This is a genomic window from Thalassovita mediterranea (assembly GCA_019448215.1).
In the GTDB taxonomy this organism is placed as follows: domain Bacteria; phylum Pseudomonadota; class Alphaproteobacteria; order Caulobacterales; family Hyphomonadaceae; genus Henriciella.
The window spans coordinates 2551994-2573609 of record CP080408.1; the positions used below are offsets into that span (position 1 = coordinate 2551994).

Annotated in this window: 20 protein-coding genes and 2 tRNA genes; 15 read left to right on the forward strand and 7 right to left on the reverse strand. The window is 61.2% G+C overall.

What is annotated here, in order from left to right:
* Window position 1: 1 nt before the first annotated feature.
* Genes KUV46_12500 through KUV46_12515 form a run of 4 tightly spaced genes read left to right on the forward strand, consistent with a single transcriptional unit; the run spans window position 2 to window position 2945 of the window.
* Window positions 2-1165 (forward strand): hypothetical protein, encoded by a 1164-nt coding sequence (locus KUV46_12500; GenBank protein QYJ00154.1) that lies wholly within the window; start codon window positions 2-4, stop codon window positions 1163-1165.
* Window positions 1162-1653 carry a type II secretion system protein M gene (locus tag KUV46_12505; GenBank protein QYJ00155.1) on the forward strand — a complete coding sequence of 164 codons (492 nt, stop codon included), beginning with the start codon at window positions 1162-1164 and terminating at the stop codon, window positions 1651-1653. Before KUV46_12500 ends, KUV46_12505 begins: the two co-directional genes overlap by 4 nt.
* A gap of 6 nt (window positions 1654-1659) precedes the next feature.
* The gene (locus tag KUV46_12510; protein ID QYJ00156.1) at window positions 1660-2412 is read left to right on the forward strand and encodes a type II secretion system protein N; all 753 of its coding nucleotides are present in this window, start codon (window positions 1660-1662) and stop codon (window positions 2410-2412) included.
* Complete coding sequence (locus tag KUV46_12515; protein ID QYJ00157.1) at window positions 2409-2945, forward strand: hypothetical protein; 537 nt, start codon at window positions 2409-2411, stop codon at window positions 2943-2945. The genes KUV46_12510 and KUV46_12515 overlap by 4 nt, the downstream gene beginning before the upstream one ends.
* Window positions 2946-2986: 41 nt before the next feature.
* On the opposite strand, the gene KUV46_12520 is transcribed toward KUV46_12515, so the two are convergent.
* From KUV46_12520 to KUV46_12540, 5 genes are all read right to left on the reverse strand, one after another.
* Window positions 2987-3062 (reverse strand) — tRNA-Asn (locus KUV46_12520).
* Window positions 3063-3314: 252 nt separating this feature from the next.
* Entirely contained in the window at window positions 3315-4109 is a 795-nt protein-coding gene (locus tag KUV46_12525; GenBank protein ID QYJ00158.1) for an enoyl-CoA hydratase/isomerase family protein, read from the reverse strand.
* 19 nt (window positions 4110-4128) lie between these two features.
* Window positions 4129-4902 (reverse strand): SDR family NAD(P)-dependent oxidoreductase, encoded by a 774-nt coding sequence (locus tag KUV46_12530; GenBank protein QYJ00159.1) that lies wholly within the window; start codon window positions 4900-4902, stop codon window positions 4129-4131.
* A complete protein-coding gene (locus KUV46_12535) occupies window positions 4899-6158 on the reverse strand; it encodes an acyl-CoA dehydrogenase family protein (GenBank protein ID QYJ00160.1) in 1260 nt (419 codons plus the stop codon). The genes KUV46_12530 and KUV46_12535 overlap by 4 nt, the downstream gene beginning before the upstream one ends.
* Window positions 6159-6176: 18 nt before the next feature.
* A complete protein-coding gene (locus KUV46_12540; protein ID QYJ00161.1) occupies window positions 6177-7298 on the reverse strand; it encodes an acyl-CoA/acyl-ACP dehydrogenase in 1122 nt (373 codons plus the stop codon).
* A gap of 130 nt (window positions 7299-7428) precedes the next feature.
* Between KUV46_12540 and KUV46_12545 the strand changes: the two genes are divergently transcribed.
* Window positions 7429-8556: a phosphotransferase family protein gene (locus tag KUV46_12545; protein ID QYJ00162.1), complete on the forward strand. Its 1128-nt coding sequence runs from the start codon at window positions 7429-7431 to the stop codon at window positions 8554-8556.
* Between the two features lie 14 nt (window positions 8557-8570).
* On the opposite strand, the gene KUV46_12550 is transcribed toward KUV46_12545, so the two are convergent.
* A tRNA-Cys gene (locus KUV46_12550) sits at window positions 8571-8644 on the reverse strand.
* Window positions 8645-8794: 150 nt separating this feature from the next.
* Here KUV46_12550 and KUV46_12555 point away from each other — a divergent pair.
* The 10 genes from KUV46_12555 to KUV46_12600 all read left to right on the forward strand — a co-directional run bounded on the left by KUV46_12555 (window position 8795) and on the right by KUV46_12600 (window position 20811).
* Window positions 8795-9448, forward strand: coding sequence for a protein-L-isoaspartate O-methyltransferase (locus tag KUV46_12555; GenBank protein QYJ00163.1), 654 nt, complete (start codon window positions 8795-8797; stop codon window positions 9446-9448).
* Window positions 9449-9575: 127 nt separating this feature from the next.
* Window positions 9576-10871 (forward strand): TolC family outer membrane protein, encoded by a 1296-nt coding sequence (locus KUV46_12560; GenBank protein ID QYJ00164.1) that lies wholly within the window; start codon window positions 9576-9578, stop codon window positions 10869-10871.
* Between the two features lie 118 nt (window positions 10872-10989).
* A complete protein-coding gene (locus tag KUV46_12565; protein QYJ00165.1) occupies window positions 10990-12081 on the forward strand; it encodes a DUF2497 domain-containing protein in 1092 nt (363 codons plus the stop codon).
* A gap of 93 nt (window positions 12082-12174) precedes the next feature.
* Window positions 12175-15042: a valine--tRNA ligase gene (locus KUV46_12570; protein ID QYJ00166.1), complete on the forward strand. Its 2868-nt coding sequence runs from the start codon at window positions 12175-12177 to the stop codon at window positions 15040-15042.
* 414 nt (window positions 15043-15456) lie between these two features.
* On the forward strand, window positions 15457-16389 hold the full coding sequence (locus KUV46_12575) for an isoaspartyl peptidase/L-asparaginase (GenBank protein ID QYJ02406.1): 933 nt from the start codon (window positions 15457-15459) through the stop codon (window positions 16387-16389).
* 70 nt (window positions 16390-16459) lie between these two features.
* Complete coding sequence (locus tag KUV46_12580) at window positions 16460-16792, forward strand: GIY-YIG nuclease family protein (protein QYJ00167.1); 333 nt, start codon at window positions 16460-16462, stop codon at window positions 16790-16792.
* 175 nt (window positions 16793-16967) lie between these two features.
* A complete protein-coding gene (locus KUV46_12585) occupies window positions 16968-17909 on the forward strand; it encodes an aldo/keto reductase (protein ID QYJ00168.1) in 942 nt (313 codons plus the stop codon).
* A complete protein-coding gene (locus KUV46_12590; protein ID QYJ00169.1) occupies window positions 17899-18435 on the forward strand; it encodes a GNAT family N-acetyltransferase in 537 nt (178 codons plus the stop codon). The genes KUV46_12585 and KUV46_12590 overlap by 11 nt, the downstream gene beginning before the upstream one ends.
* 186 nt (window positions 18436-18621) lie before the next feature.
* Window positions 18622-20349, forward strand: coding sequence for a dihydroxy-acid dehydratase (gene ilvD, locus KUV46_12595; GenBank protein ID QYJ00170.1), 1728 nt, complete (start codon window positions 18622-18624; stop codon window positions 20347-20349).
* A 93-nt stretch (window positions 20350-20442) separates the two neighbouring features.
* Window positions 20443-20811 carry a hypothetical protein gene (locus KUV46_12600; protein QYJ00171.1) on the forward strand — a complete coding sequence of 123 codons (369 nt, stop codon included), beginning with the start codon at window positions 20443-20445 and terminating at the stop codon, window positions 20809-20811.
* A gap of 6 nt (window positions 20812-20817) precedes the next feature.
* Here KUV46_12600 and xth read toward each other — a convergent pair whose 3' ends face one another.
* Window positions 20818-21597: an exodeoxyribonuclease III gene (gene xth, locus KUV46_12605; protein ID QYJ00172.1), complete on the reverse strand. Its 780-nt coding sequence runs from the start codon at window positions 21595-21597 to the stop codon at window positions 20818-20820.
* Between the last annotated feature and the right edge of the window lie 19 nt (window positions 21598-21616).

The window sequence follows — 21616 nt, forward strand, 5'->3', positions numbered from 1 at the left end:
CGTGGCCAATCTCTACATCCTCATGCCCGCCTCTGAGGCCGATGCCCCGCTTTTCGGGTGGCATACGAACGGCATCTGGCGCTTTGCTGAAACGGCGCCGGAAGACGCTGATGACTTCTTCCCGGTCGCGATTGTGCCGGGCACGGCCGTCACCCGCCACACGGTCCAGATTGCTGCTACGCGTCCTGCCGAAGTGCGTCAGGCAGCGCTCTATGCCGTTGAGGATGATGTGGCAGAGCCTGTTGACCGGCTTCATATCGCTGTCGGCCGTTCCGCTGAAGACGGCACGCGCGACGTGCTGGTGACCTCTGCGAGCGACATGGCTGGCTGGATGGCGTGGCTTTCAGCCAACCAGCTTGGCACTTGCGATGTCGTCTGCGCCCACAGCCTCATGCCGGAGGATGCCGACGCTTTCGAAGCGCCGGATGAGATCCTGTTGCGCCGGGATGGGCGTGCCTTTGCGGTCGATGCATCGATACCTGACGATGTCCTCCGCTTGCTGGCCCCAGCGCAGGGCAGGGTGCACGGCGCGGCGCTCGCGAGGCGGCTCGGGACCACACCTGCGGGCGAAGGCGCTCTCACCGGAGAGGCCTATCTCAAAACCCTGGCCGACGTTTACGAGACCGCTGAGCCCGGCTCGATCATCTCGCTTCGTCAGGGCGTCTATGCCCGTCGCCGCCGTATGGGTCTGGAAAGCGCCAGTCGCTGGCGATTCGTCGGGCTGCTCGCGGCTGCTACCGCTATACTTTGGCTGGCCAGCGTGGGCCTTGAAACCGCCGCCTATCGCAGTCAGGCAGACGCCTTGCGGACGCAGACGGTGGACCTGATCTCAACCGCCGTGCCGTCGTCCAACGGCAATGTCGACGCCGCGCTGACGCAGCTTCGCCAGACCCAGCGCATCGGCACCGCGTCCGTGCGCCCGACCATCGCGTCGGCTGCGCTATATCAGGCGCTGTCAGCGGCTGAGGGCGCCGAGATCCGCACGCTTCGCTATGACGCCGCCACGGGCCAGCTCACAGCGCTTGTGCTCATCTCCAACTATGCCGAGGCGGATGCCATTGCCGCACAGCTTGAAACAGCAGGGCTTGGCGTGACATTCGGCCAGGCGCGCCAGACCGGCGATCAGGTCCTCGCCGAGCTCACGATTGAGGGAGCCGCATCATGAAGAACTGGTGGACGGGGCTCACCCTTCGCGAACAGCTGCTGATCGGCGCAGCAGGCGCGCTGCTGGCGATCCTGATTGTCTGGTACGGCATTGTCTCGCCGCTTCTGACGGCGCGGGCGGATGCACGCCTCGATCGTGAGCGGGCCGCATCTGACCTGGCGCAGGTGGAGCGCCTTCTTGCGGTCCAGCGGGCGCAGATGCCGCTTTCGGCTGGCGTCACATCTGCGGGCCGCGCGCCTTATACCGGCGACGCGTTCAAGACCGAAGTCACGCGCGCCGCGCAAAGCGCGGGCCTTGCCATCTCGCGCCTGCAGGGCGGGGACGCGGGACGTTTCTCGCTTGTTTTCGAGCAAGCTGATGCGCGCCAACTATATTACTGGATGAACGAGGTGGAGAACCGCCTCGGTGGACGGATTGAGCGTATGAGCATTGACCAGTCTTCGGGCGAGCGTGTGCGCGCGACCATCGATGTCGTGGCAGGGGGCTGAGCAGAGATGCGCGTCTTTCTGATCATTGCCGCCCTTGTCGCGCTGATCTGGGCAGGGGCATCGCAAATTCCGCTCGGCTTTGCGCTTCGCCAGCTTCCGCTGAATGCCATGGGCGTGAACTGGACCCAGTCTGAGGGCACCATCTGGAATGGCCGCATAATGGGCGTCTACCTGAATGGCCAGCCGGTCGGCGACATTGATGTCGCGCTGCAGCCAGCCTCGCTCATCACCCTGCAGCCGAAAGTCGATTTCCAGTGGGGCGGTGCAGGTGGACGCGGCGCCGGGACCGTCGGCATCAGCGGCGATACGGTCAGCGCCTCCAATCTGCGGATCGAGCAACGGATCTCCGCCATGGAGAGCCTTTCGCCGGAAGTGCGCGCTGTTGGCGGCGTCTTCCGCCTCTCGCAGGGTGCGCTTCGTATCGAGGGCAATCGCTGCACGTCCGCGACCGGGCGACTGAGTTCAGACACGCTGTCTATCGCTGCGCAGCAATTTGGCCGCGAATTTTCCGAGCTTTCCGGCACGCTGGACTGTGTCGATGGGGCCTTCAATATCGACATGAACGGGTCCGGCCCGACCGGTGACACAGTGGCCGTCGCTGCAGAGGCGACGCTCTATGGACGATCAGAGATCAAGGTCGTCGCCAACACGAATGATGATGAGATCGAATCGCTTCTCGCAAGCGCAGGGTTCAATCGCCGCGATGGCGTCTGGACCTTCATTCGCGAGACAGGCGGCTCAGGGCAGGGGGCACAATGAACCGAATTGCAACTTCGCTTGCCGTTCTGGCGGGCCTCATGGCGCTTGCCGCTTGCGAAAGTGTGGGGGCGGCAGATACCGCGTCTGCGCCTCAGGCAGCACCTGTGGAACGCTCAGCCGCTGACGAAGCTTTGGCCGCGCAGGGGCTCGCGCCAGCTGTGAGTGTCATTCCCCAGGCGGGCCTGCAAGCGCAGACTCTCGCCAGCAATGAGTGCGGCCTATTCCTCTGGAGCAAGACGCAGCCTGATCGGCTCATCTTCTTCCAGCGCGCAGCGAGCGGCCAGGCGCGCATGATCATCGCCAATGAAACGGTGGATGCGGTCCAGACGGCCAATCGCGGCACCATCTTCGGCCAGTTCATGACGGAGCAGGCTTTCCTGACGCCCACTGGCCAGCAGGTGCTTGTCAGCTTCCAGCCTGGTGAAGAGCTGCAGGGTGGTCAGCGCATTGAGGATGGCCGCCTGACCATCACCGCCGACGAAGGCTGGCGCACGGTCATACCTGTGCTCGGCGTAAGCGCCTGCAAGCCCTGACAGGCCCGCACCAGCAACAAAACAAATTGTAAGGGGGGAAGTGGCTCCGCGAGTAGGACTCGAACCTACGACCGGGCGATTAACAGTCGCCTGCTCTACCAACTGAGCTATCGCGGATCACTTGCGAGACGGCTCCAATACCAGAGCAAACGCGCGTGTCAAACACCCCGCTGCAGCGCCTGACAAAAAAAGGGCGGGAGACTGAAAATCTCCCGCCGAGGCGTTGGGTGATGGTGGGTGTCTCCAAAGAAGACGAGTGTAGGTATGAGTCGGAATGGTTAATGCGTCGTAAAAGGATTAACGAAAATCCCGCTGGGATTCACAATAGTCCAGTCACCATCGAAAAACCCCGTCTGCAGTGGGTTTTCACTAGGCGTCCTTGTAGACAGGCTTACGCTTTTCAATGAAGGCCTGCATGCCTTCCTTAACGTCTTCCGTGCCTGCGCAGAGCACCTGATTCCGGTTCTCGATCGCCATTGCCGCCTCAAGGCTGGCCGCATCAACCGCCATGTTGAGACCTTCCTTGGTGAGGCGGAGGCCCATTGGCGAGGTCGCCAGCATCTCTTCGACGAAAACCTCGCCCGCCGAATCAAGCTCGGCGTCCGGCACGATCTGGTTGACGAGGCCAACGGCGAGCGCGCGGTCAGCATGAATGAAGCGGCCGGTCATCATCAGCTCGGACGCAATCGTCACTCCGACAAGGCGCGGCAGGAAATAGCTGACGCCCATATCGCAGGCTGAGAGGCCAAGCTTGATGAAGGCGGCATTCATTTTCATGCTTTCGCCGCCGATACGGATGTCGGAGGCAAGCGCGAAGGCAAAGCCGCCGCCGCAGGCTGCGCCCTGGATCAGTGAGATGATCGGCTGCGGGCAACGGCGCATCTTGATGTAGACGTCCGCGAGATAGCCCTGGAAGCCAAATCCGCCGCCAAATGGCGACTCGCCTTCACCGCGTGCCTTGATGTCGAGACCAGCACAGAATGCGCGCCCGGCCCCTTTCATCACGACGATGCGACAATCGCGATTGTGAAACAGCCCGCCAAAATAGTCCGACAGCTCACCCACCATCTCAGTGTTGATGGCGTTCAGCATGTCCGGGCGGTTGAGTGTCAGATAGTGCACGCCACCGCGCACCTCGACGCTGATCGTCTTGTAATCGTACATGGAGTTTCTCCCTTCGAGGCTAGCGTGAGCCCTGACCGTCATCGACGCGGATACAGGTGCCTGTGACGGCATCTGAAGACGGGCCGACCAGGAACAGGAGCGCAGCGTCCAGCTGGGCCGGATTGCCGATCCGCTTGCGCGGGAAGTGCTGGGCAATGTCGCCCATCCGCTCCAGCATGCCGTCCATCATCTCGGACTCGAAGGCGCCCGGCGCGATGGCGTTGACGTTGATGTGATTGCGGCTCCACTCCACCGATAGCGTCTCGGTAATCCGCACGACGGCGGATTTGGACACCGAATAGAGCGCGGCGCCATTGCCAGCATAGTGATAGGCCGCGGCGGAGGCGATATTGACGATCCGACCCGGCTTGTCCGCAGCCATGAGGCGGCGAGCCACCTCACAGCTGAGAACGAACGGCGCGCGCACATTGATGTCCAGCACGCGGTCGATCAGCTCGATATCCATCTTGTGGGCGCGCTGGGCGTCCGGGATACCGGCATTGTTGACGAGGATGGTGACAGTGCCGAGGGTCTCTTCAGCCTTGGCGACAGCGGCGACCATCTGGTCGGCATCGGTCGCGTCCATCTGGACGGGCAGGGCGGTGCCGCCTGCCTCCTCGATCTCCTTTGCCAGCGCTTCAAGCCGGTCGAGACGGCGGGCCGCGATCGCGACCTTGGCGCCCTGACTGGCGAGAACCTTGGCAAAGCGAAGACCAAGGCCGGAGGATGCGCCGGTGACCAGCGCGACCTGTCCGGAAAGGTCGGTCGAATTGTTTGGCAGGGGATAGCTCATGCTTTCGCCTTTCCGCTTGTCGGGATTTCCTTGAACGGAACGTCCTTGTCGACGCGGATATCGCCCGGCAGGCCAAGCACGCGTTCGCCAATGATGTTGCGCAGGATCTCGTCAGACCCGCCTTCGATCCGCGTCGCCGGTGACCGCATCAGCATGGCCTGGAAGCGGCCATTCTGAGGGCTGTCCTCGTTCCAGACGACGCCAGCTTCGCCCTGAAGGTCGAGCGCATACATGGCAAGCTCCTGCATCGTGGCACCCGCCACCAGCTTGCCGATGGAGTTTTCCGGCCCCGGCGTCTCGCCTTTGGAGAGCGCTGAGATTGCGCGCATGCCGGTATATTTGAGGCCGCTCTGCTTGACCGCGAACTGTGCGAGCTTGGAGCGAACGCCTGAATCGGCGGTCGCCGCTTCGCCGTCGATTTCCATGTCCATGCAGAACTTGAACAGCTCCGGAAAGCCCGTCGACATGCCAGAGCCAATGGAAAGGCGCTCATTCATCAGCGTGGTGAGCGAGACCTTCCAGCCCTGACCAACATCGCCAAGGCGCTGATCGTCAGGAATGCGGACATCGTCGAAATAAACCTCGTTGAAGCCCGATGCGCCGTTCGCCTGCTTGATCGGCACGACCTTCACGCCGGGGCTGTCCATGCGCAGGAAGAACATGGTGAGACCCTTGTGCTTCGGCACGTCCGGGTCGGTACGGGTAATCAGCAGGCCCCAGTCAGAGTTTTGCGCGCCGCTGGTCCAGATCTTCTGGCCATTGATGATCCAGTCGCCTGAGCCATCGTCGGCTTTCACTGCCTTGGTGCGCAGGCCCGCAAGGTCAGAGCCGCTGGCCGGCTCGGAGAAGAGCTGGCACCAGACTTCCTCGCCGCTTGCGAGTGGTGGCAGCAGGCGTTCCTTCCACTCTTCATTTGCCCATTCCATCACGGTCGGGCCGCACATGCCGTGGCCAATCGTGAACAGGCCGGAGAGAACGGCATAAGGGCCTTCTTCCTGGCTCCAGATCACGCGCTCCATGGCAGAGCGTGCGCCGCCGCCATATTCCTTCGGCCAGTGCAGGCAGGCCCATCCGGCTTCGGCCTTCTTCTTCTGCCAGGCCTTGGACGCCTTGATCGGGTCTTCACTCTCAAGGCCGTTAGAGCCGAAGCTTGCGCGCTTCAATTCGGCTTCGAGGTGTTTCGGGGCATTCGCATCGAGCCAGCTGCGGACCTCTTTGCGAAATTCAGCTTCTTGCGGTGTATCGTTGAAATCCATTGTCTTTTTCCTTCCCTTCTAGGCGGCGGCTTCGACATTTCCGGCGCTCATCCGTTCGATGAGCAGGCTCTCCCAGGTGGAGAGCGAGCCGATGGTCAGGGCCAGTGCATTGGAGCGGCGATAATAGAGGTGGCAGTCGAACGCCCAGGTGAAGCCCATGCCGCCATGGACCTGGATGTTGTTCTTGGCGCAGTGCTGGAACGCATTGGTTGCCGAAACGCGGGCCGTCGCTGCCGCAATCGGTAGCTCTGCTGCGCTCGAGGAGAGCGCCCATGCCCCATAATAGCAATTGGACCGGGCCAGCGTGGCCGAGACATACATGTCCGCGAGGATGTGTTTCACGGCCTGGAATGAACCGATCTGACGACCGAAGGCCATGCGATCCAGCGCGTAGTCGCGGCCCATTTCCAGCGCGCGGTCGGCGCCGCCCAGCTGTTCAAAGCCGATCAGGATCGCGGCGCGGTCCATCACCTGCGTCGCGATATGCCAGCCATCGCCGGCGCTGCCGATACGGGTGGCCGGCGTGCCGTCAAAGGTCAGCTTTGCCTGTCCGCGCGTCGGGTCAATCGAATCGAGGGTTTCGCGGGTGACGCCGCTGCCCGAAAGGTCGACGAGACAGAGCGACAGCTCAGTGCCTTCCTTGGCCAGTACGATGGCAAAGTCTGCAATCTCGCCATCCGTGATTGGTGCCTTGGAGCCGGACACCGTCTTGCCATCAAACGTAAGGCCGACTTTCGAAGGCTGCATGCGGCCGCTGCCTTCATTGATGGCCCAGCAACCGATGGCCTCACCAGCCGAGATCTTCGGAAGCCATTCCTGCTTCTGGTCTTCGCTGCCGGCCTGCATCAGGCATTCTGCACCAAGATAGACCGTCGAGGCGACCGGCACGGGCGCAAGGACGCGGCCAAGCTCTTCTGCAACGACGCAAAGCTCCAGATGCCCGAGGCCAACGCCGCCATATTCTTCCGGGATTGCCGCGCCGAGCACGCCAAGGTCAGCCAGACCCTGATAGAGCTTTGCGTCATAGGCGTCGCCACCTTCCAGAATGGCCCGCACAGTGGCTGGCGGGCAGTTTTCCTTCAGGAAGCGTCGCACCTGATCGCGCAACTGTTTCTGTTCATCTGAGAAATCGAGATTCATCTGTGTCTTCCGTCCCTTTCTGGCGGCAGCTCGGCGCGCACTGATTTTGATTATGGACCGAAATGAGAGGCATGCGGCCGGGTCAGTCAATCATGCCGCCACGTTACGGGGCCGCGAAGGCGGGACGCTGATGCCGGTTCAAGGACTGGCGTACCGTGGGGAAGGCTTGTCATCCGCGATTCTGGGCGCCAGCCCTGAGAAGAAAACGAATGCATGGAGAGGAAACATGGAAACTGGCGTAGACCTGCAGCGGCTTACATCATGGATGGACGAGCAGTCGCTGGGCAGCGGCCCGATCGAAAACGCCGTCCGTCTCGCCGGTGGCACGCAGAACATCCTCCTGAAGTTCGACAGGGCAGGGCGCACCTATGTCCTTCGCCGTCCGCCTTTGTCGCTGCGTGGTAACTCGAATGAGACGATGCGGCGTGAAGCGCGCGTCCTCGCAGCAATTGCCGATTCTGATGTTCCACACCCCGGACTGATCGCGGCTTGCGGCGATGAAAATGTGCTCGGCGCGGCGTTCTACCTGATGGAGCCCGTCGATGGGTATGCCCCATCACAAGGCCTGCCGGAACCTTTCGTCAGTTCACCGACCCTCCGCCACCAGATGGGGCTTTCTCTCGTCGATGGCATCGCGGCGCTCGGCGCGATCGATTATGAAGCAGTCGGGCTTACCGGCCTCGGCAAACCGGATAATTATCTCGAGCGTCAGGTGAGCCGCTGGAAGTCGCAGCTTGAGAGCTATGCTGAGGTCCCCGAATGGGATGGGCGCAAGGACATTGAGGGCGTCAACCGCGTCGGCGACTGGCTGGAGGCGAACCGGCCAGCCACATTCCAGCCCGGAATCATCCATGGCGACTACCACCTCAATAACGTCATGTACCGCTATGACCGTCCGGAACTTGCCGCCATTGTCGACTGGGAGCTGACCACGATTGGCGACCCACTTCTCGACCTTGGCTGGCTCATGGCCACCTGGCCTGATGAGGCAGACCTCGAGGAAGGTGGCACGGTGACAGTGCAACCATGGGAAGGTTTTCCAACAGCGGACGAGCTCATCGCGCATTACGCAGCGCAATCAGACCGCGATCTTACCCACATCCATTGGTACGGCGTGCTGGCCTGTTACAAGCTGGGTATCATTCTGGAGGGAACGTATGCGCGGGCATGCGCAGGAAAGGCGCCGAAAGAAACTGGTGACGCGCTACATGCCAGCACAATCCGGCTGCTGAAGCGTGCGCTGCGCTGGATAAACTGAAGCGGGAAGTTCCCTGGAGGCCCCGGCCGGAATCGAACCGGCGTACACGGATTTGCAATCCGCTGCGTCACCACTCCGCCACAGGGCCGTGCCGAGAGAAGGAGCGTCGAATAGCAGCGCTCCGGGTCGCATGCAATGTGCGATTGCGGCGTTTCGCACATAGGCCCGCCGTTGCACCTTCAGGCGGGCTAAGATAAGGCGACTGCAAGCAGCACTTATTGCCTGAAAGGTTGCGCCAATGGACTTTGCGAAGATGCGCCGGATCATGGTGGATTCACAGATCCGCCCGAATGATGTGACCGATCCCGAGATCGTCTCGGCCTTCCTGCGCACCCCGCGCGAAGCTTTCGTGCCGAAGAGCGAGCAGGCGATTGCCTATGCAGAGTATGAGATCGAGACGAGCGAAGGCCGCTCGCTCTGGACCCCGCGCGACATCGGCAAGATGATCAAGTCCCTCGATCCTCAGCCAAACGACATCGCGCTCGTGATTGGCGCAGGTGCAGGCTATGAGACGGCGATCCTCTCCCATCTCTGCGAAACCGTCATCGCTCTGGAAGAGGACGAGGACCTCGTCGATGAGCTGACAGCGAAACTCGCCAGCCTCGACTATGACCGCGCGGTCGCCGTGCAGGGCAACCTTCGCGACGGTCTTGCCGATCAGGCGCCTTTCGACATCATTCTTGTCTGCGGTCTTATTGAGCAGGCACCGGAAGCCTGGTTCAGCCAGCTCGCAGAAGGCGGCCGTCTCGGTGCGCCCGTTGTTGCGGGCCGCGATCTTGGCCGTGCACGCATCTGGACCAAGGCAGGCGAGACGGTCTCCTACCGCGAAGTCTTTGACTGCTGCCCGCCGCGCCTTGCTGGGTTTGAAAAGCCGAAAAGCTTCGTTTTCTAGTTCGGCGTCGACGCGGGTCTGATAGCAGTCTGGCTTCCCTTGGGCGAACGTCGCTCAGGAAGTGAACACTGTTCACTTTTTCGGAAAAGACGTATAGGGTCACCCTTGCCGAGGGAGGGCACGACCGATGCGTCGCATAAGAAAAACGGCGTCATTGCTGGTAACCGGACTTGCGGTCACAGCATTGCCGGCCAGCGCAGAAACGCTGCAGGATGCCTTGTCAGCGGCCTGGCTGAACAACCCTGCGCTCGAGGCTGAACGCGACTCCACTGAAATCGCCAGTGAACGGATTGAGCAGGCCCGCGCCCAGAGAAAGCCGCGCGTTACGCTCTTCGGCAGCTATGTCTACGAATCGATCGATTCCAACAGGCCTTTCGCCTTCAACCTCGGCGACCGTCCCGTTGCTTCGGCGCAGATCGAAGCCCGCCTGCCTGTCTATACCGGCGGCCGCCTCAATGCAGGCACCGCCCAGGCTGAGACGGGCGCCCTCGCGGCGCTGGCGCAGCTTGAAGCGACCGGCCAGTCCATCCTGCTCGATACGCTGATCGCCTATGTCGACATCATCCGGGCGCGCGAAGTCATTGCGATCCGCGAGAACAGCATCCGGCTGCTAGAGGGCCAGTTCACCGCAGCGTCTGACCGGTTCGAAGTCGGTGACACGACACGCACCGATGTGTCACTCGCCCGCGCCCGTCTGGAAGGTGGCCGCGCCGCGCTCGCCTCTGCGCAGGCCGATTTGGAGGCAGCGCTCGCCCAATATGCGCTTCTGACCGGGCTTGAAGCGTCTGACCCGCTGGCACCCGTGCCGCCACTGCCAGAGCTGCCGGAGACATTCGAAGCCGCGCTCGCCCGCGCACTGGACGCCAATCCTGATATCGAAGCTGCGCGTTTGGGAGAGCAGGCGGCACGTCAGGGCGTCGAAGTTGCCCGCGGGGCGCTGAAGCCTGAAGTTTCAGTGATCGCGCAGGCCGGCGTCCAGGAATATCACACGGACGGCTTCACTGATTCGAGCATCGTTGCGGGCGCGCAGGCCAGCGTTCCGCTATTTACCGGCGGGCTGAACACGTCTCTCGTCCGCGAAGCCCAGATCGCCCGCCGACAGGCCAACAGCCAGATCGCCCTCAGTGAACGAATCGTCCGCACGCAGGTCGCGCGCGCCTGGTACAGTTTTCAGGCGGCCGACCGCGCTGTCGATGCGTCTGCAAGACAGGTCGAGGCAGCAGAACTTGCCTATGAAGGCGCACAGGAAGAGCTCAGCGTAGGGGTGCGCACCACGCTTGATGTGCTCGATCAGGAGCAACAGCTTCTGGAGGCGCGCCTGTCACGTGTGACTGCCGAACGCGACCGCTATGTTGCCGCGCATGCACTGCTTGCCGCGATGGGGGATTTGACACCCACCCGTCTCGGCCTTCAACGTGGTTAAGGACTGACACGAAAGTTCGCCTGACCGGTGTATTCGCGTTCGAATCCGTCATAACATCATGTTAACTGGCGCGGTATAGCCGGATCAGGGCATAAATTCTTTTCTGCGGGAGCTGAAAATGGCTGACAAAGCGCAATCCGAGCCAACGATGGAGGAAATTCTTGCCTCCATTCGCAAGATTATCGCCGATGATGGCCCTGCGCCCTCAGCAGGCGCTCAGGATGCGCCGCAGGCCTCCCGCTCTGTCGATGTAAATGTTTCAGAAGACGACGATTTTGATGATCTGTCTCTGGATGACGTCGTGGCCGAAACCGAATCGGATGAGGTCAACGGCCCTGAGGAAGACTTTTTCGCCCAACAGGAGAAATCCCGAGGCGAAGCAGACTTCGATCTCATGGAGACCGAAGACGCATCTGGCAGCCTCCTGTCGGACGATGACATGTTCGAAGACCTCTCGGCTGAAGGCAGCACATCGGGCGAAGCCGATTTTGCGCCAGAAGCGCCTCAGCCTTTCGAAACAGAAGATGACGACCTTGAGGACTTCGGCCTCGAAACCTTCGAGGACAAGCCATCGATAGATGCTCCGGCCTTTGAAGAGGCCGCCAGATCACCGGGCGCCACCTGGTCGCCGCAGGAACTCGCTGCCCCGCAGACCGAAGCCGACACCGAAGACTATGCCAGCGACGAGAGCGAGTATGAGCTCTCTGGCAATGATGACGGCGACTGGTCCACGGAAGAGACTTTTGAGGACACTTCGTTCGACACTGCTGCACCGCTGGAAGGCGTCGCCCCGCAGCCCGAACCCGTCGATCAGGGCTTCACGCCAGAGCCTCAGACCACCGATTTCACCGCCAGATTCGACCCGGCACCACCTGTAGAGGTTGAGCCGGAAACAGAGCCTGCAGTTGCCGAATTCAGCCCGCCACAACCAGAGCCGGAGCCTCAGATGACCGAACAACCGACTTCGTCAGCCCAGACTGGCGGCGACGCGCTCACCGATGAGCGTATTGCTGGCGCGGCCGCGACCGCTCTTGGCAAGCTCATGGTCAAGCGCTCGGCCGAGGAAGAAGCCAACCCGAACACGCTCGATGGCCTGATGCGCGAACTCCTGCGTCCGATGATCAAGGAATGGCTCGACGCCAACCTGCCAACGATTGTTGAGCGCAAGGTCGAAGAAGAAGTACAGCGCATCGCCCGCATGGCGCGCTAGACCCTCGTTCACACCCTGATATAGAGACGAGGCGCGCCCCAACCGGCGCGCCTTTTCTTTTGTGTTTTCTGACCCCGACTATGGACCGACAAAATGCTTGACCAACGCTTCGATCCCAAGAGCGCCGAGGGGCGCATCTATGAGCGCTGGGAAGAGGCGGGCTGCTTCCGCCCCTCCGGCGATACGAGTGCGCAGGCCTATTCGGTCGTCATCCCGCCGCCAAACGTCACCGGCGTCCTGCACATGGGCCACGCGCTCAATAATACGCTCCAGGACATCCTGATCCGGTTTGAGCGCATGCGCGGCAAGAATGTCCGCTGGCAGCCGGGCACCGATCATGCCGGTATCGCGACGCAGATGGTGGTTGAGCGCCAGCTTGCAGAAGCCGGCAATGAGAGCCGCGCCAGCCTTGGCCGCGAAGCCTTTGTGGACCGCGTCTGGGAATGGAAAGAGAAATCCGGCGGCCAGATCATCCAGCAGCTAAAACGCCTTGGCGCGTCCTGCGACTGGGAGAATGAGCGCTTCACCATGGGCGACCGGGACAATCCCGATGACCAGATGCAGGAAGCTGTCCGCAAGGTCTTCGTCGACCTCTACAATCAGGGCCTCATCTACCGCGACAAGCGGCTGGTGAACTGGGACCCGCATTTCCAGACCGCCATTTCAGACCTCGAAGTCGAGCAGAAAGAAGTGCAGGGCGCCTTCTGGCACCTTCGCTATCCGCTGGCTGATGGCGTGACCTATGAGCACCCGGTCAAGGACGAAGACGGAAATCCGGCCGGCACGGAAACGCGCGACTATATCGTCGTCGCGACAACGCGCCCCGAGACAATGCTCGGCGACACCGGCGTTGCCGTTCATCCCGATGATGAGCGCTATAAAGGCCTCGTCGGCAAGTTCGTGGACCTGCCGATCGTGAACCGCCGCATCCCGATCGTCGCGGATGAACACGCCGACCCTGAAAAGGGCTCGGGCGCGGTGAAGATCACGCCCGCCCACGACTTCAACGACTTCCAGGTCGGGGAGCGCGCGGGCCTGCCGCGGCTCAACATCCTTACGCACGTCGCGTCCATCGTCGATGGCGGCGAAGCCGATGCAGCCGGCATCCCGGACGCCTATCGCGGCCTCGACCGCTATGAGGCGCGCAAGAAAATCGAGGAAGACTTCGACTCGCTCGGCCTGTTGGTCGAGATCGAGAAGAAGAAAGTCGAGCAGCCCTTTGGCGACCGCTCCGGCGTTGTCATTGAGCCATGGCTGACCGACCAGTGGTATGTAAACGCTGAAGAGCTGGCAAAGCCCGCCATTGCCGCCGTCCGTGAAGGCCGTACCAAATTCGTGCCCGAAAACTGGACCAAGACCTATTACAACTGGATGGACAACATCCAGCCATGGTGCATCTCGCGCCAGCTCTGGTGGGGCCACCGCATCCCGGCCTGGTTCGGCCCGAAGAAAACCTCTGATGGTTCTCTCGTTACAGATCCGTTTGAGCCTATCAGAAACGAGATATTCGTCGCCGATACAGAGGCAGAGGCTAAACGCCTTGCGGAAGAATATTACGGCGAAGAAGTTGAAATTACCGAGAACAGCGTGTCTCAAATCTCTGATAAGATCGCCGGTAAAGGGAAGCGGTTTATTTGGCAGGACGAAGACGTCCTCGACACCTGGTTCTCCTCTGCGCTCTGGCCGTTCTCGACGCAGGGTTGGCCGGAGAATACGAACGACCTCAAGACTTACTACCCGACCAGCGTGCTGATCACTGCGCACGATATCATCTTCTTCTGGGTCGCCCGGATGATGATGATGGGCATTCATTTCATGGATGGCGAAATCCCGTTCCACGACGTTTACATTCACGCCCTCGTCCTCGACGAGAAGGGCCAGAAGATGTCGAAGTCCAAGGGCAATGCCATGGACCCGCTGGAGCTGATCGACCAGTACGGTGCCGACGCGCTGCGCTTCACCTTTGCCCGTCAGGCCGCCCAAGGCCGCAATATCCGCCTCTCGCCGCAGGCGGTCGAAGGGTATCGCAACTTCACCACCAAGCTCTGGAATGCGGCCCGCTTTGCAGAAATGAACCAGTGTGAGTTCGGCCACGACCTTGCGCCGGGCGATCTCAATCTGCCGCTCAATCGCTGGATCGCGGCAGAGCTCGGCAAGGCGGCGACGGCCGTCACGACCGCGCTCGAAGCCTACAAGTTCAACGAAGCTGCCGAGGCGCTCTACCAGTTCATCTGGAATGTGCTCTGCGACTGGTACATCGAACTGATCAAGCCGGTCATGAATGGCGAGGATGAAGCCGCGAAAGCCGAAACCCGCAAGGCCTGCGGCTGGGTGATCGACCAGACGCTGAAGCTGCTTCACCCGTTCACGCCGTTCGTCACCGAAGCCCTCTGGACCCAGACCGAGCAGGAAGGCCGCAAGCGCGCTGACTTCCTCATGGTTCAGGACTGGCCTGCCTTCGCTGACGCCTGGGCTGACAGCGATGCCGAGGCAGAGCTTCAATGGGTGCTCGATACCGTGTCAGAGATCCGCTCGACGCGGGCCGTCCTCAACGTGCCGGCGGGTGCGCAGGTCGCTGCCTCGCTCATCGGCGCCTCCGACAAGGTAAAGGGCTGGGCCAAGGAGAACGAGACGCCGATCCGGCAACTCGCCCGCCTGTCTGCCTTCGATATCGCCGCTGAAAAGCCAGCCGGTGCGGTCACCATTGCCTCGGGCGAAGAGACCATCGCGCTTGAAGTGCAGGAGTTCATTACCCTGTCTGATGAAGTCGCGCGTCTCGACAAGGAGATGGCGAAACTCTCCAAGGACATTGAGGGTACCGAAAAGAAACTCTCTAATGAGAACTTCGTCTCGAAGGCCCCGCCAGAGATCGTCGAAGAGAACCGCGAACGGATCACAGAGTGGACCGCGACGCTTGCAAAGCTCCGCTCGGCTCGCGATCAGCTCGCTGATCTTTCCTGAGCATGAGGCCTGAGCCTGAGGCCAGAAGGTGAGATAAGAGGATGAACTGGCTGATTTTCGTTGGCATCGCTGCCTTCGTCATCTTTGACATCGGCATCCTCTTCTACCTGTTTCGCAAGGCGAACCAGCCGGGCGGCCTAAACGGCCGTTCGGGTCCGGGGCCTGATAAGTAGGCTTTGATGCTTCGTGCGCCCTTGCCAATGGGCGCTCAACCCTTGCACACTGGCTGGCGAACGACGCCCCAGTTTTCAGCGAGGATTTGCCATGTACCGCGTTTTCGCCGCCCTCTGTCTCGCAGGCACGCTGGCCGCGTGCGCGCCCGAAGCGCCCGAGCAGTCAGAACTGAGCACAGCGTCAGAAACAGGTGCCGAGGTCTCTACCGAAGCCGCGCCAACGCCAGACACGGAGACCGATATGGCCGCAGCTGAACGCCCGGACTGGCGCATCGTGATCCATGGCGGGGCAGGGGTCATCCTGCGTGAGAACCTCTCCGATGAGCAGGAGGCGGCCTATATCGCCGCCCTCGAAACCTCGCTGCGTGCTGGCGCCGAGGTGCTCTCAAACGGCGGCAGCTCGCTAGATGCTGTCCAGGCTGCCGTCCTGACAATGGAAGACGATCCGCTCTTCAATGCAGGTTTCGGCGCGGTGATGACCGCTGACCGCATGCATGAGCTTGATGCCTCCATCATGGAGGGCAGCCAGCGCGATGCAGGCTCCGTTGCGGGCGTCACCCGCGTCAGGAACCCGATCCTCGCCGCCCGCGCTGTGATGGACCAATCAGAACACGTCATGTTCGCAGGCGAGGGCGCCGACAGCTTTGCTGAATCGGTCGGCCTCGACATGGTCGAGAATTCCTACTTCACCACGGATCGCCGCCGCGAGGCGCTAGAACGCGTGCTGGATACGCAGCAACGTACCGATGCGGACCGCCACGGTACAGTTGGCGCTGTCGCGATCGACCAGAATGGCAACCTCGCCGCGGCCACCACAACTGGCGGCATGACTGCCAAGATGCATGGCCGCATCGGCGACTCGCCTCTCATCGGCGCGGCGACCTATGCCCAGAACGGCGTCTGCGCTGTCTCGGCAACCGGCCATGGGGAATATTTCATCCGCGTCGGTGTTGCCAAGACAATCTGCGCGCGCGTTGAACTCGCTGGCGAAGACATCGAGACCGCGGCCGACAATGCGTTGACCCAGGTCGCTGACCTCGGCGGCGATGGCGGCGTCATCGTCATGGGCGGCGAAGGTGAGTACGCCTACGTCTTCAACTCCGCCGGCATGTATCGCGGCATGATGGACGCCAACGGCACGCTTGAGACGGCGATCTTTGAGGCCGAGGAGTAGGCCTTTTTACCTCGTCCGCGTCGCCGCCCGCGTGGTTCGACTTCGCTCACCATGCGGGCTATGAGAGCCGATGCAAGGTGGTTGTTTCGTGTATATTCTGAGGTGTGCGGACGACAAATACTATGTCGGCAACTACCGCGGCGATGATCTTGCCACGCGCCTTGGCGAGCACAATTCGGGTCACCACCCAGAAGCCTGGACTTACAAGCGACGCCCGGTCGAACTGGTGTGGTCAACGCACTTCGACCGCATCACTGACGCCATTTCTTACGAAGCGCAGGTCAAGAAATGGTCGAGGGCCAAGAAAGAGGCTCTAATCGCTGGAGACTTTGAACGGTTGAAAGCGCTGTCAAAATCGAAGTCGGCCCCAGCCGACCCGAGCAAGGCTCGCTTCCCCAAGTAATAGCTTCTCAAAGCCCGTCTTTTGAGCCTGACCTCTCAAAGCCCGCATGGTGAGCGAAGTCGAACCACGGGCGACCGCGCTGCCGTCTCAATTATCCATTCTGGCACCTATCATCTTGCTCCTCACCACCCGCCCTCTATCCTCTAGCCAAAGATAAACGAAGCGGAGGACAATCATGGAAAAGCGCACTCTTGGCCATCCTGATGCGAAGATCGCGCCGCTTGTCCTGGGCGGCAATGTGTTTGGCTGGACGGCTGACAAGCAGACCAGCTTCGACATTCTCAATGCCTTCCTCGACGGCGGTTTCAACGCGGTAGATACCGCCAACGTCTATTCCCGATGGATCCCGGGTCATGAAGGCGGCGAATCCGAAATCGTCATTGGCGAATGGCTGGCGGCCGAAAAGCGCCGCGATGAGCTTTTCCTGATTACAAAAACCGGCATGGATATGGGCGGCGGTAATGTTGGCCTCTCATCCAAGCTCATCATCGAGAATTGCGAGGCCTCACTGAAGCGCCTCAAGACCGATCATATTGACCTTTATTTCTCCCACGCCCCCGACAGCGACACGCCGATCGACGAAACGCTGGAAGCGCACCAGAAGCTGGTCGATGCTGGCAAGGTCCGCTTTGTCGGAGCGTCGAACTATGATGCGGCCCAGCTGTCAGAAGCGCTCAAAGCCGGAGAAGCGCCAGGCCGCGCGCGCTACTCCGTGCTCCAGCCGCACTTCAACCTCATCACGCGCGACCAGTATGAAGGTGAACTTGAAGATCTCTGCGCGCGTGAAGGGCTCGGCGTCATCTCGTATTTCTCGCTCGCTATGGGCTTTCTGACGGGCAAGTACCGTTCAAAGGATGACCTCGACAAGAGCGCGCGCGGGGGCCGTATGGGCGACTGGTTCACAGATCGAAACATGGCCTTGCTGGACGCGATGGATGAGATCGCGAAGACGCATGATGCCACCATGGCGCAGGTCGCACTCGCTTGGGTCATGGCCCGGCCGAGCATCACCGCGCCGATCGCCAGTGCGACCTCGATGGAGCAGCTGACCGACATCATGGGCGCTGCCGATCTCAAACTCAGCGCCGAAGAGATGGACCGTCTCAATGCCAGCTGATCTCACCGGCATCACCATCCGCGCCGCGACGACCGGCGATGCGGCTGCCCTGGAAGAGCTTGGACGGCGGACCTTCGTCGAGAAGTTTGGCCACATCTACGCCAAGGCCGATCTCGACGCCTATCTGGAAGAGGCTCACACGCGCACGAACTACGCGCACATGGTCGACAGCCCGGACTTTCTCGTCCGTGTGGCCGCACTGCCGGATGGCACGCTCGGCGCCTATCTCGTCTGCTCGCCGATGGAGCTGCCTGCCGATAACGCCGAAGAGGGCGCGGTGGAGCTGATGCGGGTCTATGTCGACGGGGCGCTTCAGGGCAGGGGGCTCGGGTCTCACTTCATTGAGGAGGCGATCGACTGGGCGAAGATCTCGCAGGCGCCGGAGCTCTATCTCAGTGTCTTTTCGGAAAATGATGGCGCGCGCAGACTGTATGAGCGGTTCGGCTTTGAGAAGGTGGGAGAGTTCGACTTCCCGGTCGGAAATCACCGCGACCTTGAATTCCTGATGCGGCTGAAATTGGAATAAATTTGCGCAAGGTCGGCGCTGCACCGTCAAAAACACCGCCAGTACACCGTCACTGCACCGTGTTTTGAGGGTAAAAGGGCAGAATTTTTCGCACACTTTCCGGCGGAAATTCGCTGTCGCCCACTAGCCTCATCCCGGCCGGGCTTCTATCAGATCAGCGAAGATCAAGCTTGAGGAGCCCGCGAAATGAGCAAGACCTGGGACAAGTCACGCCTGCCGTCGCGCCACGTCACCGAAGGCCCGGCCCGCGCCCCGCATCGCAGCTATTATTACGCAATGGGCCTGTCTACCAAGGACATCAAGAAGCCCTTCGTCGGCGTCGCGTCCTGCTGGAATGAAGCCGCCCCCTGTAACACCGCCCTGATGCGTCAGGCCCATGCGGTTTCTGAAGGCGTGAAGGCCGGCGACGGCACCCCACGTGAATTCTGTACGATCACGGTCACAGACGGCATCGCCATGGGCCATGAAGGCATGCGATCATCGCTCGTTTCGCGCGAAGTCATTGCAGATTCGGTCGAGCTGACCATGCGCGGCCACGGCTATGATGCGCTGGTTGGCGTTGCCGGTTGTGACAAGTCGCTGCCGGGCATGATGATGGCCATGCTGCGCCTCAACGTGCCATCGGTCTTCCTCTATGGCGGCTCCATCCTGCCGGGCCGGTTCGAGGGCAAGGACGTGACCGTTCTCGACGTTTTCGAAGCCGTCGGCGCGCATGCGGCCGGCAATAACGACATGACCGAAGAAAAGCTCCACGCGCTGGAAAAGCTCGCCTGTCCGGGTGACGGGGCATGTGGCGGTCAATTTACTGCAAATACAATGGCTTGCGTCTCCGAAGCGATCGGTCTCGCGCTGCCGCTATCGTCCGCACTGCCTGCGCCATATTCCAACCGCGATGAGTACGCTGTTGCCTCAGGTGAGGCCGTCATGCGCCTCATCGAGACCAATCTGCGCCCGCGCGATATCTGTACGCGCAAGGCGTTTGAAAACGCAGCGGTCGTGGTGGCCGCAACCGGCGGCTCGACCAATGCAGCGCTTCACCTGCCAGCCATGGCCAATGAATGCGGCGTCGATTTCGAGTTGAAGGACGTTGCCCGTATCTTCGAAAAGACGCCTTACATCGCGTCGCTGAAGCCGGGCGGTGAATATGTCGCCAAGGATTTTGGTGAGGCCGGCGGCGTGCCAATGCTGATGAAAACCCTTCTGGAAGAAGGCCTTATCCACGGCGACTGTATCACGGTGACCGGCAAGACGTGGGCCGAAAACCTTGAAGAGGTAACCTGGAACCCTGAGCAGAAAGTGATCTCTCCGGCTAGCAAGCCGATCACCAAGACTGGCGGTGTGGTTGGCCTGTGGGGCTCTCTCGCCCCCGATGGCGCCATTGTGAAGGTTGCCGGTCTCCACTCGCTCCAGTTCCGCGGCCCGGCCCGCGTCTTCGACGGCGAGGAGGCCTGCTTCAAAGCCGTGGAATCGCGTGATTACAAGGAAGGCGACGTCCTGATCATCCGCTATGAAGGTGCGAAGGGCGGCCCCGGCATGCGCGAAATGCTGTCGACGACGGCTGCAATCTACGGGCAAGGCATGGGCGACAAGGTCGCGCTGATCACTGACGGGCGGTTCTCTGGCGCAACGCGCGGCTTCTGTATTGGCCATGTCGGGCCGGAAGCGCAGGAAGGCGGGCCCATCGGGCTCATCAAGGATGGCGATATGATCTCTATCGATGCAGCCAAGGGCACGATTGATCTTGAGGTCAGCGAAGCTGAGCTTGCAGAGCGTCGCAAGAGCTGGGCCCCGCGGGAGACGAAATACGCGTCAGGTGCGCTTGCGAAGTTCGCAAAGCTTGTCGGACCAGCCTATCAGGGCGCTGTAACCCATGAAGGCTTCAAGGCTGAGCGCCATGTTTACGCCGATCTCTAAATCGTCGTAAAAGCTGCAGATTGCGGCCATGGAATGGTCACGCCGTTCACCGAGGCTTCAGGCTGGACCCGATAGCCTCAGAGGATGATCAAGATGACCCACTCCCTGACCATAGCCGCTCTGGCCCTGACCGCTTTCGTGGCGGCCCCATTCGCGGCCGCGTCTGAAAGCTGCGTTCAGCAGGCAGAGACGATCCGGACGGCGCAGCAGAATGTCCTGAAGCTGAAGGCAGAGCGCGACGCGTTGGTGCCGAAGGTCGAGGATGCGGGCGATGCCTGGGAAAACAATCAGGCGATGCGCAATTTCAGCGCCGAGCAGGCCCGTCAGGCCGATAGCTCCAAGGCAGCTTATGAAGACCTGAAAGCGCGTCTACGCGCGGTCGAGGCTGATTTGCAGGCAAAGGCGGCGAGCGCGAATGCGCGCGTAAATGCCTACAACACGCACTGCGCCACGAAGGACTAGGCGAGCCTAGTCAGCCAGCGTCGCGATGACTGGCACATGGTCTGACGGCTTTTCCAGACCGCGCGCCTTCTTGTAGATCTCCACGCCTTCCAGCCGGTCTGCGGCCTGCGGTGACAGCAGAAGATGGTCGATCCGGATGCCATGGCCTTTCTGCCAGGCGCCGGCCTGATAGTCCCAGAAGCTGTACTCATGCGCGCGCCCGTCAGCAGCTTCATAGGCTTCGGTGAGGCCAAGCCACTTCAGCTCACGGAAGGCCGCCCGTGTTGTCGGCAGCGCCAGCGCATCGTCGCGCCAGACAGCGATATCCCAGCAATCTTCATCGCGCGGAATGACGTTGTAATCGCCTGCCAGCACGAAAGCCTCTTCAAGCTTCAACTGCGCTTCAGCATGGGCCTTGAGATGCTTCATCCAGCCAAGCTTGTAGTCATATTTCGGCCCCGGCGCCGGATTGCCATTTGGCAGATAGAGACCGCCTACGCGGACCGGCCGATCAGCCAGGACGAGCGCTTCGATATAGCGGGCCTGATCATCATCTTCATTGCCGGGCAGGCCGGTCACGATGTCTTCAAGCGGATAGCGAGAGAGGAGCGCAACGCCATTATAGCTCTTCTGCCCATGCACGGCGCAATTATAGCCGAGCTCTTCGATCTCCATATAGGGGAAGTTCTCGGTCTCGCATTTGATCTCCTGAAGGCAGATGACATCCGCATCGATGGCTTTCAGGACATCAAGCACCGTCGCCATGCGGGCCTTGATGGAGTTTACGTTCCAGGTCGCGATTTTCATGGCGTTCTTATAGGGGCGA

Coding starts and splice junctions, on each gene's coding strand:
- KUV46_12505 (QYJ00155.1), top strand. CDS start 1,162: ATGAAGAACTGGTGGACGGGGCTCACCCTTCGCGAACAGCTGCTGATC.
- KUV46_12510 (QYJ00156.1), top strand. CDS start 1,660: ATGCGCGTCTTTCTGATCATTGCCGCCCTTGTCGCGCTGATCTGGGCA.
- KUV46_12515 (QYJ00157.1), top strand. CDS start 2,409: ATGAACCGAATTGCAACTTCGCTTGCCGTTCTGGCGGGCCTCATGGCG.
- KUV46_12525 (QYJ00158.1), bottom strand. CDS start 4,109: ATGTACGATTACAAGACGATCAGCGTCGAGGTGCGCGGTGGCGTGCAC.
- KUV46_12530 (QYJ00159.1), bottom strand. CDS start 4,902: ATGAGCTATCCCCTGCCAAACAATTCGACCGACCTTTCCGGACAGGTC.
- KUV46_12535 (QYJ00160.1), bottom strand. CDS start 6,158: ATGGATTTCAACGATACACCGCAAGAAGCTGAATTTCGCAAAGAGGTC.
- KUV46_12540 (QYJ00161.1), bottom strand. CDS start 7,298: ATGAATCTCGATTTCTCAGATGAACAGAAACAGTTGCGCGATCAGGTG.
- KUV46_12545 (QYJ00162.1), top strand. CDS start 7,429: ATGCCGGTTCAAGGACTGGCGTACCGTGGGGAAGGCTTGTCATCCGCG.
- KUV46_12555 (QYJ00163.1), top strand. CDS start 8,795: ATGGACTTTGCGAAGATGCGCCGGATCATGGTGGATTCACAGATCCGC.
- KUV46_12560 (QYJ00164.1), top strand. CDS start 9,576: ATGCGTCGCATAAGAAAAACGGCGTCATTGCTGGTAACCGGACTTGCG.
- KUV46_12565 (QYJ00165.1), top strand. CDS start 10,990: ATGGCTGACAAAGCGCAATCCGAGCCAACGATGGAGGAAATTCTTGCC.
- KUV46_12570 (QYJ00166.1), top strand. CDS start 12,175: ATGCTTGACCAACGCTTCGATCCCAAGAGCGCCGAGGGGCGCATCTAT.
- KUV46_12575 (QYJ02406.1), top strand. CDS start 15,457: ATGGCCGCAGCTGAACGCCCGGACTGGCGCATCGTGATCCATGGCGGG.
- KUV46_12580 (QYJ00167.1), top strand. CDS start 16,460: ATGCAAGGTGGTTGTTTCGTGTATATTCTGAGGTGTGCGGACGACAAA.
- KUV46_12585 (QYJ00168.1), top strand. CDS start 16,968: ATGGAAAAGCGCACTCTTGGCCATCCTGATGCGAAGATCGCGCCGCTT.
- KUV46_12590 (QYJ00169.1), top strand. CDS start 17,899: ATGCCAGCTGATCTCACCGGCATCACCATCCGCGCCGCGACGACCGGC.
- ilvD (QYJ00170.1), top strand. CDS start 18,622: ATGAGCAAGACCTGGGACAAGTCACGCCTGCCGTCGCGCCACGTCACC.
- KUV46_12600 (QYJ00171.1), top strand. CDS start 20,443: ATGACCCACTCCCTGACCATAGCCGCTCTGGCCCTGACCGCTTTCGTG.
- xth (QYJ00172.1), bottom strand. CDS start 21,597: ATGAAAATCGCGACCTGGAACGTAAACTCCATCAAGGCCCGCATGGCG.